This is a genomic window from Mariniblastus fucicola (assembly GCF_008087665.1).
Classification (GTDB): domain Bacteria; phylum Planctomycetota; class Planctomycetia; order Pirellulales; family Pirellulaceae; genus Mariniblastus; species Mariniblastus fucicola.
The window spans coordinates 4,064,996-4,079,626 of the sequence record NZ_CP042912.1 but is presented as its reverse complement, the minus strand read 5'-3'; the positions used below and the strand labels follow the sequence as shown (position 1 = coordinate 4,079,626).

At 53.6% G+C, this 14,631-nt stretch carries 11 protein-coding genes; 8 read left to right on the top strand and 3 right to left on the bottom strand.

Translation table 11 applies throughout. The features are described 5' to 3' along the window. Nucleotides 1-43: 43 nt before the first annotated feature. Together MFFC18_RS14940 and MFFC18_RS14935 are read left to right on the top strand one after the other, a co-directional pair. Entirely contained in the window at nt 44-577 is a 534-nt protein-coding gene (locus MFFC18_RS14940) for a hypothetical protein (RefSeq protein ID WP_075083371.1), read from the top strand. Nucleotides 578-628: 51 nt separating this feature from the next. Continuing rightward, nucleotides 629-1,036 (top strand): ACT domain-containing protein, encoded by a 408-nt coding sequence (locus MFFC18_RS14935; RefSeq protein WP_075083423.1) that lies wholly within the window; start codon nt 629-631, stop codon nt 1,034-1,036. Between the two features lie 119 nt (nt 1,037-1,155). Here the strand turns inward: MFFC18_RS14935 and MFFC18_RS14930 are convergent, their stop codons facing one another. Beyond that, nucleotides 1,156-3,555, bottom strand: coding sequence for an ATP-dependent helicase (locus MFFC18_RS14930; RefSeq protein WP_075083370.1), 2,400 nt, complete (start codon nt 3,553-3,555; stop codon nt 1,156-1,158). 256 nt (nt 3,556-3,811) lie between these two features. On the opposite strand from MFFC18_RS14930, the gene MFFC18_RS14925 reads away from it, so the two are divergent. Both MFFC18_RS14925 and MFFC18_RS24995 read left to right on the top strand, forming a co-directional pair. Next, nucleotides 3,812-4,087 carry a DNA-directed RNA polymerase subunit alpha C-terminal domain-containing protein gene (locus tag MFFC18_RS14925; protein ID WP_075083369.1) on the top strand — a complete coding sequence of 92 codons (276 nt, stop codon included), beginning with the start codon at nt 3,812-3,814 and terminating at the stop codon, nt 4,085-4,087. Nucleotides 4,088-4,307: 220 nt separating this feature from the next. After that, nucleotides 4,308-4,475, top strand: coding sequence for a hypothetical protein (locus MFFC18_RS24995; RefSeq protein ID WP_157665082.1), 168 nt, complete (start codon nt 4,308-4,310; stop codon nt 4,473-4,475). Between the two features lie 61 nt (nt 4,476-4,536). Here MFFC18_RS24995 and MFFC18_RS14920 read toward each other — a convergent pair whose 3' ends face one another. Continuing rightward, nucleotides 4,537-7,239, bottom strand: a complete 2,703-nt coding sequence (locus MFFC18_RS14920) for a RecQ family ATP-dependent DNA helicase (protein ID WP_075083367.1) — start codon at nt 7,237-7,239, stop codon at nt 4,537-4,539. 232 nt (nt 7,240-7,471) lie between these two features. Between MFFC18_RS14920 and MFFC18_RS14915 the strand changes: the two genes are divergently transcribed. The 3 genes from MFFC18_RS14915 to MFFC18_RS14905 are packed head-to-tail and all read left to right on the top strand — an operon-like array spanning nt 7,472 to nt 13,345. Beyond that, nucleotides 7,472-8,254, top strand: coding sequence for an ABC transporter ATP-binding protein (locus MFFC18_RS14915; RefSeq protein WP_075083366.1), 783 nt, complete (start codon nt 7,472-7,474; stop codon nt 8,252-8,254). 8 nt (nt 8,255-8,262) lie between these two features. Next, complete coding sequence (locus tag MFFC18_RS14910; protein WP_075083365.1) at nt 8,263-10,578, top strand: ABC transporter permease subunit/CPBP intramembrane protease; 2,316 nt, start codon at nt 8,263-8,265, stop codon at nt 10,576-10,578. Nucleotides 10,579-10,609: 31 nt separating this feature from the next. Next, nucleotides 10,610-13,345, top strand: coding sequence for a c-type cytochrome (locus tag MFFC18_RS14905; protein WP_075083364.1), 2,736 nt, complete (start codon nt 10,610-10,612; stop codon nt 13,343-13,345). A 66-nt stretch (nt 13,346-13,411) separates the two neighbouring features. On the opposite strand, the gene MFFC18_RS14900 is transcribed toward MFFC18_RS14905, so the two are convergent. Beyond that, nucleotides 13,412-13,678 carry a flagellar biosynthesis anti-sigma factor FlgM gene (locus MFFC18_RS14900; protein WP_075083422.1) on the bottom strand — a complete coding sequence of 89 codons (267 nt, stop codon included), beginning with the start codon at nt 13,676-13,678 and terminating at the stop codon, nt 13,412-13,414. Nucleotides 13,679-14,215: 537 nt separating this feature from the next. Between MFFC18_RS14900 and MFFC18_RS14895 the strand changes: the two genes are divergently transcribed. Then, nucleotides 14,216-14,494: a hypothetical protein gene (locus MFFC18_RS14895; RefSeq protein ID WP_075083363.1), complete on the top strand. Its 279-nt coding sequence runs from the start codon at nt 14,216-14,218 to the stop codon at nt 14,492-14,494. Nucleotides 14,495-14,631: the final 137 nt, after the last annotated feature.

Below are 14,631 nucleotides of genomic sequence, written 5' to 3'. Positions count from 1 at the left end.
TCTCCGTGCGGCAACTTCAATCGAACATTTGAACAGGGCTAACATGCGTAAATTAATTTTGCTGTCGTCGATGATGTTGTTGATGGGCTGTGGCGCCGAGCAATCAGGGAAACAAGCTCCCTCGGACCAGAATCCTACAAGCTCGATGGGGTCCAGTAGTAAAACTCACGAGGATGAGGACGTGCCGGTTGCTGAGCCCGAGACCGAAGCCGAACCCGAGACCGAACCCGTCGCCAAGCTACCGTTCGACATGCCGATGATGCCCGGAGCTCGATACAAAAGCGGTATGGATTTCTCAAAGCCGACCAAGAGGCGTGGTCCGGAAGCAATCGCGACGATCATCGCCAAAGGGACGACGTTGGAAGTCGTCGAGTTCTACGAAAAAGCGTTAGCCGATCATGGGTTTACGCCAACCGTTGGTAAACACAACGACGAATCGAGTGCCAAAGTTTCTGGCGTCCGCGAGAACGGTGAAACGTTTTCTGTCACCAGTATGCGAGGCGGTTCGAAGGCCGGAGAAGGCGAATGTCAAACCGCGATCGTGGCTACAAAGCCAAAACCGGAAGAGTCTGAATAGCCGATTTGCTTCGACACGATGTGCACTGTTGCGTTGCAGTTTAAAGCTCACATGAACGGTATTTCTGATCTCGCTACGTTGCTCGCGACCTTGGCTCCGGTTCTCGATCCCGAGTGCTATGTGTTCGTGTCGCGACCGACGGCCGTCTATGGTGACGGCGTAGAGCTTGAGCCGATCGCTTCGGTGGCTGAAGTCGAAGGTTTGACGCTCATCGTTCGCAAAGAGATGGCAAATGCCTCCGGTGATACGTACGACGGTGAGTTCCGGCGGATCGGCCTGACTGTCCATTCGGACTTACATGCGGTTGGCTTGACCGCTGCGATTGCAACGGCGTTCTCGCAAGAAGGCATTAGCGCGAACGTTGTCGCCGGCTTCTATCACGACCACATTTTCGTGCCAGCCGAACGATCTGCCGACGCGATGATCGTGCTTTCACAACTGGCTGACCAAAATCAGTAGCTTGCTACCTATCCACATCTGCCGTGTGTCAAATTCTGGCAGCGCAGCATTGTCGCGCAGGGAGCTGCCGCTCATGTTTGGCCGCGTTGACGACATGAAAGTCAATTTGTCAAACATGCCTAGTTCTTTGGCAGACGCAGATTGCTGAACGCCAGTCGGATGCGTTTGTTGCCGACCTTGGGAAAGTTAATTGTGGCAGTCAGCTTACGTTCCGCGCCGGTCATGGCGATGATTTTGCCGATCCCGTATTCCACATGCTCGACCTCCAGGCCGACTTCGCATTTTTCGGGCGTCAGGCGATCAGCCGGATTTGCCGCGTGTTGTTTTGCAAGTTCAGCGCCCGTCATCATGTTGGACAATGATGGCTTTGTCTTCGGCACCTGTACATCGGCGTCACTGCTGTCCCTGTCCGATTCATCTTCAGCCTCGGTTGCGAACAGCGTACCGCCGGTTGCTGCGTTCGCCGCGTCGCTGAGATTGATGTCGATCGCCGGAAGGTCCTCGTAATGGGTCTCGTTTGAGATATCCATCGCATCGATGGTCCGTTGCAAATCTTCTGCCGTCATACCAGCCTGTTGGTGCTGGGCGCCGAAGATTTCCATCTCATCGCGAGGCAACTCCATCAGGAAACGGCTGGGAATCGCAGGCCAATAGCTCCCTCGACGAAAACGGTTCAGGCAGCGAGAAAATTGCAGCTCTTTCTCAGCCCGCGTGATGCCCACGAACAGCAACCGACGCTCTTCCTCGACTTCATCATCGTTGCCGGTGCTTCGCTCATGAGGCAAAATCCCGTCTTCCAGACCGACAATGTACACGCAAGGAAACTCAAGTCCCTTGGCGGCGTGCATCGTCATCATCGTCACGTAATCCGCATCGGATTCCCACACGTCGGTGTCGGAAACCAGAGCCGCCTGTTCCAGATATCGTCCCAGGCCGCCGTCTTCCGGATGTTCGTTGTCGAATTCCTGAGCCGCGACAACCAGTTCATCAACGTTGCCCGCCCGTTCGTATGCTTCCTCGCTGCCGTCTTCGGTCAACCAGTCGCGGTATCCCGTTTCGGCCAAGACGTTGCGGATCACTGGCTCGACTTCATCGCCGACCTGTTTGGACAGCCGATCGATCAGCTCGACAAAGCTCAGAATTCGATTGCCAACCGCTTTCTTGATCGTGTCATTCTGTTCGCAGTCGCGAGCTGCCGCCAACATCGAGACCGAATTCTCGCGGGCGTGGCGTTGCAGTCGAGTCAACGTGACCTTGCCGATTTTCCGCGACGGCACATTGACGACTCGCTCAAAGGCCACGCTGTCGTCAGGATTGTTCAGCAAATGAAGGTAAGCAATGATGTCTTTGATTTCTTTACGCTGATAGAACTCGTGCCCGTTGAGAACCTGATACGGTACGCCGCATTGACGCAACGTATGCTCAAACGAACGAGACAACCAGTTCGTGCGGTACAGGATTGCGAAATCTTTCGCGCGACGTTTTCCTTTCTGAATCGCCAGCGCGATCGAGTCCGCGACGTCGGCGGCTTCGTCCTGCGGCGACGGAAAGGCGACCAGTTTGACAGCGTTCCCTTCCTCGTTTTGCGTGATCAAGGACTTCTTTTTGCGGCGAACGTTGTTTTCAATCAACTGATCCGCGACGCGCAGAATCGATTTGGTGCTGCGGTAGTTCTCTTCCAGTCGAACGACTTGAACCTTCGGGTAGTCCTTTTCAAAGTCCAGAATGTTGTTCAAATTCGCGCCGCGCCAGCCGTAAATTGACTGGTCTGGATCGCCCGTCACAGCCAGATTCTGCACGTTGTGATTCAGCAGTCGAATCAATTGGTATTGAGCCCGGTTCGTGTCCTGGTACTCGTCCACCATCATGTAGGTGTATTTCAGATCCAGCGACTCGCGGAGTTCCGGGTTGTTTCGCAGCAAGTCAACACAGTGCAACAACAAATCGTCAAAGTCGACGCCGTTTGCCATCTGCAACAGTTTCTGATACTCCGGGTAAACCTTGGACAGAATCTTGTCCATCACGTTGCCGGGCCGCGGTATGAATTGCTCGACCGAGACGCCGTGGTTCTTCAGGTTGCTGACTTCGTTGCCAATTTTGTCGGCGGAGAAATGCTTGACGTCGATCTCGGCGTTGGCGATCGCCTGCTTCAGGACTTTCTTGCTGTCCTTCATGTCGTAGATCGAGTAATTCTCTTGCAAGCCAACCAGCGTCGCGTAATGCCGCAGCAGTCTGGAACAGAATCTGTGAAACGTTCCGGTCCAGGAAAGGTTGCCCGGCGAAAGTTTCTTCAATCGGTTCCGCATCTCGTCAGCGGCTTTGTTGGTAAATGTCAGTGCAACGATTTGCCACGAAGGAATCCCCTGGGCGATCATATGCGCAATGCGGTGCGTGATCACTCGCGTTTTTCCGCTACCGGGTCCAGCCAGAATCAGCATCGGGCCGTCGATATGTTGGACGGCGGTTCGCTGCGGCTCATTTAGCCCGTCAAGTAATTCCTGTTGCGTTTCGACTGCCATAATTTGATCGTTGGGGCCTGCGGCGGGGCTGGAAGCTCGCGGTTTGATGTGGATGGTTTGCTAGCGGTTGGCTCGGGAAAACTCGGTGAAATTGTGTCCGTCCGCTTTGAGCCCGATTGCCTTATGGTATAACCATCGCAGTTTGAAACAAGGACGACAAACGCATCTCCCGTATGCAGATCGATCGACAACGATGTCGCCGGTGGTCGCTCCAGTTTCATGAATTCTTTCATCCGAATTTAGGGAGGGACCCCAGATGGCCAGAACCAGAATTCCGCTTAGCTCTGCTGAAGAAGAAGCTCGTGACTTGCGTGAGAAACTTGAACTCAGCACCGCTGAGATCGGATTGACCGTTCGCACGACGAATTGCCTTGAGGAAAAAGGCATCTTTACCGTCAAGGATTTGCTCAATACGACTCGCTCTGAGTTGCTCAGCATTTCAAACTTTGGCGAAAAGACGTTGGAAGAAGTCTACAAGTCGCTTGCTGCGATCGGTTTTCAACGCAAGACTCGTGAAGTAAAACCTCGCTAGTGTACGTCAGAGCTTGATTTTCGGTTCGCCGGTTTCGACATTCCGGCATTCGTGGCAATTGAGCACCGAAATTTGGTGCGAATGACCATGCGGCAATTTTCCAAGCGCCGTTTTGCGCCGATGACGATTAGAATTGACGCGACACTAGTCAAGTTTTTCCAACCCGGTTCCAGTTTCGTTTGGGCCGGGAGCGATCATTTCCAACTGTTGAGCTGCCGTCGTGGACAAGAAAACTAAAAAGCGTCTGGAAGTCCTGCGTCAAAAGCAGGAGAAGTATCAGAAGTTGCTCAAGGATGCCCGAGCTCAAACGGATGAGCCGGATGAGATTCAAAAGCTCGAAGACGAGTTTGAGAAGATCAAAGCTGAGATTGCAGAGCTGCGTAAGTAAGAATCGCGCCGGTTTCGCTATGCGAGGGACGTGGCTCCCCAAAGCCAGGCTGTGCCACTTGCTACAGATCCGAGGCAGCAACTTCGGTTGTTGGGCTCTGCTTCAGAAACAGCATCAATTCGTTTGACTCGACGCCATCCGGCAGCGACGCCAACAATTGCGGCAAACGCTTTCCTTCGTTTTCGCTAACAAACGAATGCAACGATTGCTGAACGTCTTCGCTGATCAGCCACGCGATGTCGATCGGATAGCCGTCGTCGGCCGCACGAAGCATATGCTCAAACACGGTCTCGTCGTCAAGCTGCCGAGCCTGAATGACGTGTTCCATCGAGTAGCCTTCTTTGAACAAACGCCAAGTCCAGAAAAAGTTCGGACGAACCTGGCCGGGACCGGGAAGCGACTGTTCCGCTGCGTCAATTCTGACTTTTGGCTCGGGCGCTACCGGTGGATTAGACGATTCGCGAACCGAATCAGGCTGTTCATCCGAATCTGAATCGGGTAATTCTGTCGTTTCTTCAACCGAGTCTGCTTCTACGTCGTCGGTCTCGGCGTCCGCCACACCGCTATTGTCTTCGTCGGAATCGCTGGAATCCACGTCACCTTCTGGTTCTGATTCCGCGTCAGCCTGATCTCGCGTTGGCAACAAATGCGGTTGCTTGCCCTTCAGTTTGATGCCGATTTGGTCGACCAGTTTCGTTGACATCCGGTCCGTCAGATCGATGTTCAACTCGCCTAACATCAACATCTTGCCTTCATCGTTGATCTGCACTGTTGGGCGGAACTTCGTCGTTTCGACCTGATCCGCGTAGCCGTTGTCGATCAGGAACTCAATCAACTGCACGATATCGTCGACGCGCAAACGTTTCAGCAATCCGAAAGTGCTGAGCCGATCGAGCCCCAACCCTTTCAGCTTCTTTTGCGTCGAACCCTTCAGCATCTGGGCGACCAGCGTTTTGCCGATTCGTCCGTGCGTGCGGGCGATGCCGCTAAGTGCAACTTGAGCCGCGTACAGGCTCGCATCCGGATCCGCGAACTTGGAATTTCCCTTATTCGGTTTCGGTCGTTTGTCACAATTGTCGCAAGAACCACATCGCCGACGGTCGGGATCACCGAAGTACTCGAGAATCTCCAACTGCCGACAACGCTGCGTCGTCCCCAGCCGAATCACCGATTGCAGCTTTTCCATCTCGGCTTTTTGGCGCCGTTCAAGTTCCGCAAAATCGATTTCCAGATCGCCAAAGGCCTTGTCGCGACACCGCAGATGAACAGCTTTCCCGCGAAACGGCGGCACGAAGCTGACGGGTTCCAGTTTCGTGAGTTCGCGAATGTGCTGATTGACCGTCGTCCACTTCATCTCAAGCCGTTCTGCCAACCATTTTGGCTGGAACAGAACCACTTCGCCGCGAAACTCGCCGACGAGTTTTTCCAGTCCGCGAAGCACGTGTCGCCGCGTTTTTTGGCCCGGAGGAAGCAAGTCGATCAGCGTTCTCATGTCCGAATCGATACGAATCCCTGCCGCGTTATTCTTCGAGTCCAAACGCTCGATCGCGCCGGCTTTCTCCAGCAAATTCTCGCAGGTCGCGATGCCCGACGTACCGATCGAAAGGTCCAGTTCCTCTTTGATTTCCTGCAGCGTCATCTCGATCGGGTCTGCAGGGATTGCTCGCAGGAATTCGTACACGTCGCGAACCATTTCGCGGGACGGATACGAGTTCTCGATGAAGAACTCCTGAATGAACTTGTCCTGATACGAAAACAGCATCAGACATTGGGAAGGTTTGCCATCTCGCCCCGCCCTGCCCGCTTCCTGGTAATACGCCTCCACGCTGCCAGGCATGTTGTAGTGCACAACGAAGCGAAGGTCTGGTTTATCGATTCCCATCCCGAACGCGTTTGTCGCAACAATGATCGGCGTTTCGCCCGACATAAAGTTTTCCTGAACCATGCGACGCTGGTCAGGTGACAGGCCGCCATGATAAAAGGCGAGCTTGCGGTCGAGGTTCGATTCCAGCAGCTCGACCAGGTGCTCGCAATTTTTCCGCGTCGATGCGTAGATAATTCCTGCGCCTTTCGTTTCTTTCAGGTACTCAAGCAGCCGTTGATCTTTCTCGTGGTTGCCGTTCGGATTCTCAACGCACAGCGAAAGATTGTCTCGAGCGAACCCGGTCACAAACGTTGCCGGATCCTTCATGCCCAAAATCTTGGCAATGTCGTCCTGAACCAGCTTGGTCGCCGTTGCGGTGAGGGCTACCGTTTGGGGATTGCCGATGCGTTCCCGGAACTTTCCAAGTCTTGCGTAGTCCGGACGGAAATCGTGCCCCCACTGGCTGATGCAGTGAGCTTCATCGACGGCCAGCAGCTGAATCTCAATCTTGCTGATCGCCCGCATGAATGCGTTGCTGCGTAATCTCTCGGGCGCGATGTAAACCAGCTTGTACTGGCCGGCCGCCATCCTGGCCAATCGGTTCTGTTGCTCGTCTTGCGACAGTGAACTGTTGATGAAAGTTGCGGGTACGTCGATGGCGTTGAGGGAGTCGACCTGATCTTTCATCAAAGCGATCAACGGCGAGATCACGATCGCCATGCCGGAACGCGCGATCGTCGGCAGCTGGAAACAGAGGCTTTTGCCTCCGCCGGTCGGCATGATACAAAGCGTGTCTCGGCCGGAGATCACAGCATCGATGACCTGACGCTGACCGGGGCGAAATCCCGGCAGGCCAAAGTTCGGTAGCCAGTCATCTGGATTGAGCGGTTTGTTGGTCACGGCATGGGGGGCTGACAGGTCTGGGAAGGCATGGATTATAGCGCAATTCTTCGCCGCTCGAAGCCATGTTGGCGGTTTCCTTGATTTTGATTGTCTGGCTGTGACGCCAAAACTGAAAAATTCAGCGGAACAGGCTGGATAAATTTAATCAAACCGAAACGTGGTACGTACGTACAGAAAAATCTGTTCATCCCCCGTGGCTTTCAACTTCGATAGTGATTCCAATCTATTCATGTCAAACGTCATCAACGTCCATGAGCTCACCAGACGATTCGAACTGCCGGATCGCGATGTTGTCGCGGCGGATAGCATTTCTTTTCACGTCGGAGCCGGAGAAGTCTTCGGCTTGCTGGGGCCCAACGGAGCCGGCAAAACGACTTCGATGCGGATGATTCTGGGGCTGTTGAAAGCGAACTCCGGATTCGCAGAAATCCACGGCTTTCGTTCTGACGATCAGCCCGAAGAAGTCAAACGTCGCGTTGGCTTTGTTTCCTCATCCGCAGGAGTCTATCAATGGCTGACCGCGCATGAGATGCTCAGCTTTTTCGGAGACGTATATGGCATGAGCCCGGAAGACTGTGAAGCCAGAATCGAGCTTCTGTCAGAGCTGTTGGGGTTTGAGAAATTTTTGCATCGGCGATGTGCCGGCCTAAGCACCGGAGAAAAGCAACGGATCAATCTCGCTCGTGCGATGATCCACGACCCCAGCGTGATGATCTTTGACGAACCGACGCTCGGACTGGATGTTGTCGGCAGCCAGGTCATCTTTCGGCATATCGATCTGTTACGTGATCAGGGCAAAGCCATCATTTTGTGCACCCACCGACTTGAGCAGGCACAGCGGGTCTGCGATCGGTTCGGCTTGTTGCATGAAGGAAAATTGGTGCTTGGCGGAACGCTGGCTGAGTTGCAACAGCAGACTGGGCGACAGGATCTTGTCGAAATTTTTGTCGACATCATCGAGGGAAAGTACTCGTCGAAAGAGATTTCGGCGCCGGAAGAATCATCTGTTTGAGTTATTGATTGAACGCTCCAGAAACAACCAGCCGAACACAAACCAGAGGTGGAATTGCCAGAATTTGGCGACTGGCACGAAAGGAGCTTCGGGAGACATTGCGCGATCGGAGAACGATCGTCACTCTGATCCTGATGCCGTTGTTGGTGTATCCAATCCTCAGCCTCGTGTTCCAGAATTTCCTGCTGTCGTCGCTCAAGCAACTGCCTGGTGAAGAAGAGCCCGGCTACGGAATTGTTTTCGCTTCGAATTTGAGCGATGACGAAGTCAGGGCTTTTTTGCTGCGGGTCTCACGTGCCCTCGATGAAGTCGATTACGTAACAGACTCGAGCAACGGTGACGCTGGCGAAGGCGTGGCAGAGTCAGACTCGCAAGGCATTGCCGCCGGCGAAGTTTTCGCGGATGGAAACTCGGCTGAAGAAGCCAATCTCGACTATCAGGTCAGCGATGCAAATTCTGATCTTGGTCCGTCGCTTGAGAACAACAATTGGATGTTCCTCAACGGCCAGGGCAATGGCGACATGGCTCAGATTGTGGCTCAAGGCGACGCCGATGTCGGGTTGGAACTGGAAATCGATCTGCAGAAACTTCAGGTCACCGGGTTCCGGATTCTGCGGCGCGACGATCGTATTTCGGAAGAAGCCGCGAACTATATTCGAAACAGATTCCGGCAATGGAACGACGTTTTCATCCGAAAAGTTTTTCAGGACCAGGGCGGAACCTTGCCCGTTTGCGAACCGGTTGTCAGCAAAATCGAAATTGGTGAAAACAAGTCAGCCGGTGGCACAATTGCGTCGCTGATTCCGTTGGCTTTGGTTTTGATGACCATCACCGGAGCCGTTTATCCGGCGATCGATCTGACCGCTGGCGAACGTGAACGCGGTACGTTGGAAACACTGATGGCCGCGCCGGTTCCGCGAATGGGAATCTTGCTGGCCAAATTCGTGGCCGTGGTGACGGTGGCGGTGCTGACCGCGATCCTGAACCTTATCGGGATGACGATCGTGATGTGGGTCTTTCAGCTCGACACGATGCTGCCCGGAGGAGGATTGAGCGTTGGAATCATTTTCAAAGTGTTCCTGCTGTTGGTCCTGTTCGCCTGTTTCTTCGCAGCGTGCTTGCTGATGGTGACCAGCTTTGCCCGATCGTTCAAAGAAGCTCAAGCCTACCTCGTGCCCATCATTTTACTTTCGCTCGGCCCGGGACTGTTGGCGATGTCTCCCACTGTTCAGCTTGGGGGGCTAACTGCCGTGACGCCGATGATGAACTTGTTGGTGCTGGCTCGGGACGTCATGCAGGGCGAAGTTCAAGCCGGCGCCGCAGCGATCGCCGTAATCTCAACTTTGGTATACGCCTTCGTGGCGTTGTCGATCGCGGCCAGAACATTCGGTGCCGACTCCATTTTGTATTCTCAGCAGGTCAATGTTTCGAGTCTGCTAAAACGTCCCAAGCGTGTTGCTGCTTTCGTCCCGATTGTCTCTGCGTTGCTGTGCCTCGTTCTGTTGTTGCCATTCAATATGGTCTCCATTGGCGTTTTGGGGCGGGTTGGCAAGGCTCTTGCAGAAAACTTCTCACTGTTCTGTTTGTTGATGGCGGCGTTCACGATCGCGTCGTTTTTCGTCATCCCTTCGTTTGTCGCGTGGATGAATCGAGTCAGTTTTCGAACCGCCTTTGGTTTGAACAGCACCAAATGGAGCTACTTTGTCGCCGCGATTGTGCTGGGCCTGAGTCTGTGGCCGATTGTGATGTTGATGGTAGAAGGCACTTACGCGATCTACGGAATGCTGGCGGGAGAAGCCGCTGCGTCGGAGCGGCATGAGTTGCTGGTGAAGTTAAGCGGCGAACAGGTTGAGCGATTCCGTCAGGTGTCACCGGCGATCATTGCATTATGCTTTTCGCTCATCCCGGCTTTCTGCGAGGAGTGGTTTTTTCGAGGAATGCTGCTGCGGTCACTCGCCAAAGAGTGGAAAGCCTGGAGTGCGATTGCGACGACAGCGATACTGTTCGGCGTCTTTCACATTCTGTCCAACAGTGCCATTTCACTGGACCGGTTTCTGCCAACGATGCTGATCGGAATTCTGCTGGGCTATCTCGCGTGGAAGTCGAATTCGATTTGGCCGGGCTTCATTTTGCACGCGTTGCACAACGGGACGGTCGCGTTTTTGGGCTACTATCAAAAACAGCTGAGTGAACTTTCCTGGTTCCCCAAAGAAGCAGAGAAGATACCGCCGACGTGGGGCTTGGTCGCGTGCGCGGTAGCGGCGTTCGGCTTGATGATTGTGATTCGATCCACACGCCATACGAATGTCGTGACTATCGAATGAAATCGCGCTGAATCGACGTTATACTTTCGGGATGAGAACAACGCACCTAAACCTGTCCATCGTTGCATTGGCGTGGGCATTGCAAACCGCCGTTTGCCAGAACGTCCCGGTAGAATTGCCCGACGGTTACTCAATCAAAAAGGTCGCTGGCAACGACCTCGTACCGGATGCTTCCGCGATGACGGTTGATCCGGACGGAGCGCCGATCGTATCAGGTCCTGGCTACGTGCGACGGATGCTGGACGAAGATGGCGACGGCGTTTTTGAGAAATTCGAAACGCTTGCTGTCACCAAAGGCATTGCCCAGGGAGTTTGGTTTGACGGATCGCAAATGTGGCTGACTGTCGACGGCGCGATCAAAAGGTCGGTTTCGCGCGAAGAAGGCCAGCCATTCGTATTTGAGGACATCGTTCCGATCACGACGAACGCTGAGCACGGTTCGCACGCTATTCGGCGAAGTGCTGACAAGAAATGGTGGTATGTCATTTGCGGCAACGCCACGCAGATTCGCCCAGAGTATTACTCTCTGCCAAGCTCTCCGGTTAAGGAACCTCGCGCCGGATTTTTGATGCGATTTCCTGCCGATGTTGGCGTGGGTGCAAATTTCGCGGCTGAGATCGTGAACCATGGCTTTCGCAATCCATACGACTTTGATTTCGATGCCGACGGGAACGCCTACGTGTACGATAGTGATGGCGAACGCGACGTTTCGCTTCCCTGGTATCGTCCAACCCGAATCTTCAATACAAAACCGGGAGACGATGCTGGCTGGGTTTCTGCCAGTTGGAAACGACCCGCCAGTTTCTTCGACATGCCAACTCTCGTTGGTGAAATGGGGCGCGGCAGCCCGACTGGAGTGGCGACGTGCCGAACCAATCGCTTCGGTCCAGCCTATCAGGACGCCGTTTTCGTTGGCGATTGGACCTTCGGTCGCATCGGTGTCGCGAAGCTGGGGAAAGAAGTTCAGATCTTCGCAAAACCGACCGGGAACTTTGGCTTCGCGGTGACGGACCTGGAGTTTTCGAAAGATGGTTCGCTCTTCATCACCACGGGCGGACGTGGCACAGAAGGTGCGCTCTATCGAATTTGGAAAGACGGTTCGGTGTTGGATTCGGAGGCCCAAAACGTCACCCTTCGCGATGCACAGCCTAACAATCAACTTAATGAGCAGCTGAAAAAAAGCCTGGTCAATGATTTGAAGTCAAATGGGGCCGCTAGAGGCTCCGCGTTTATCGCGTGGCTCGACAAAGCGGAGACGTCGAGCGGACCTGACCTCGAAATGATCATTCGCGGGTTGCAGCTATTCCTTGGTGGCTGCGATGGCGATCGCATGTTTGCTGGACATCAGGCAAAACATGCCTTCACGGCTGAAGGAGGAGCGAAGGCCACAATTTCAAACAAGCTGCTGGCGATGCTGAAGCGTGACGGCGATATGTTCGAGTGCGCTCGTTTGGCAGGTATGATCAACCTGGAGAATGGTGCAGTTGCCAACGCTCTGGCGGCGATAGCGAATAGAGAAAACGACCCCGTCCAACGAATTCACTACCTGAATTGCCTCGCGGTCGCCGGCGGCAAGCTCGAATCTGATTCGGCGTCGGGTATTGCGAATGGGTTGCTGCGAGTCCGACGCGAAATCGACGCTGCTGATTTGCCAGTGGATCGAAACTGGAAACCGCGGATGCAGCAATTGGCAGAAGCTCTGTTTCGTGACATGCGAATTCCGGAATCGATCGTGCAGAACCCGACGTTTGGTGCCGCGTCAGATATCTGGATCTACGATTCGCTACCCGAGATCTTTCGTAACGTCGCTCGCGTTAAAATCGCGGCAAAAATCGAAGCCGATCCCGACGCAGCAACGAAGTCGCAGCTGCAAAGTATTTCGCGTGATCCTCGCTTTATGAAATTGCTGCGGATGTTTGCTGATCGTGATGAATTCATGGATGTCGTCGTCATGAGTGTTCATCGAAGTCCGCAGCCCGAAGACCGTGACTTGTTGATGCGAGGACTCAAGTCGTTCAGCTTGACCGTTAACAAAGCCAGTTTGATCGGATTGCAGAAGCTCGCGAACCACGGTGCCACCAAGTCGGATTTTGAAGCTTTGTTGGCTCTCGAAGGAATGCTTGGCTGGACCAATCCGGAGATTTCCGTTCGCGATCAGATCGTGATGCTGTTGCAGAAATGGACCGGAACAAGTTTTCGGTATCCCATCCGCCGCTACGATTTGAGTGAAGTCGCGAAACGTGAACAGCGGTCGAGCTTTGAGCTTTGGAAACAGCATCTGGTCAACAAACATTCGGTCGATATCAAATCGAGCGGTTCCGCGGCTGAAATGCTGACGCGATTCTCCAAGATCGATTTTTCAACCGGCGACACAGCTCGCGGAAGTCTCGCCTACAAAAAGTTTCAGTGTGCGACGTGTCACGATGGCGGCGGACAGAACTCAGGCCCTTCGCTTGCGGGAATCGCATCGCGTTTCTCACGGGATGATGTCCTGAAAGCGATCGCGGATCCAAATGATAATGTTCCTGATCGCTATCGCGCGTTCGTGGTCGCAACCGAAGACGGTCAGCTATTCCGTGGCAGCGTCGTCTATGAGTCGATGGCTGGAATCCTGTTGGCGACAGAAACTGGCGAAGTCGTTCGGGTCGCTGCGGAAGACATCGAGCTTAGTCGGAAGTCCAACGAGTCGCTGATGCCCGAGGGGTTGCTGCGTGAAGCCACGGATCAGGACGTTGCGGATCTGTGGGCTTGGTTGAGAAGCCTGTAGCACGAAAAAACCTCCGGCTTGCAAACGCAAATCGGAGGTTCGATGGAGATATTTTCTGGAATCGCGTTAGGCGATCTCGTCCAGCAATCGGCTGATTGCAGCATCGATCTTGGCTGGCGTTTCGTAGACACCGCTGCTGATCTGAGCACGAATTTCGTTGACTCGGTCGCTGCGGAAATCGGTACCAGTTTGGGTGATCGATTGAGCTTCTGAAGAGATATCCACCTGGTCGACAGGGATCGAGTGGTTCGTGTCTGTCGAAGAGGTCGCGTTGTTGGCGTGCAGATTAACTGAAGAAGTTGACTGAACGTTTGATGTAGGTCTGATTTGCATTTTGGTCTCTCCCGGTTTCGGGGGTTGAGGTTTCCACTCGCGAATGTTTTCATTCACGCACAGGATTCCATTATTTTGGATTTAGCACAATTCCATTTTCGCGATCGGCAGTTGTTTTTTGCTCCATCCGTTGAAGCCAACTTTCCAATGCAAACTCAGTCGATGAATGTGCCATCCATGTGTCAAGCGACCAATGCAGTGCGAACATGAATGGTATCGACCGGAGTGCTAGCGAATCTGGAGTCCTTTGTTTTGGGGATGGATTCTTCGAATCACGTAACGGCGGTGATTCGTTCAGTTTGTTCAGTGTTGTTCAACGCTTTCTGGGCAATTTGATACCGAAGATGGTTGACTGACGCTAAGTACGTGCCGTCGGATCGATGGTTCATGAGAAAACGAAAATGGATTTGCATGCTGGCAGTTTGGTTGCCCCGAAAAATCAGTGAACTGAATTGTGGCCTCCGACGTTATAATATGTGTCGCAAAGATTGCGACTGCTTCATTCAGGGATGGTGACCCAAACAAATGGAGACAGTTATGCGCAATCGAATCGCCCACCTTCTTGAATCAAAAATTTCAACAGCCCAACTCTGCCAACGTCCCAAGCTGACGTTGACTGTTGATCGTCCCGTCAAAGTCGACATGGAACGGTTCTTTGACTTCAGCTTTTCCTTCGCGGAAGCGTTGATGGAACTGGAGGACAAACATCGTCCAGAACAGCCTGTCGTTTCGCTTGAGAGAGAACTGGCGTTGAAAGCTTCGATCGGTACACAGCATGACGAACGCGACCTCGATATCGACGCCCGCTGGATGTAGTCAGCATGATCGTTGAACTTAATCGCTGGCGACTCGATTCCTTTGAGTCCTGCGATGAAGGCTGAAGCGATACCGATTTGAGTTACAAAAAAAGCAGCCGCCGAAACCGACAGCTGCTTTTTTGATTTTCAAGCCAA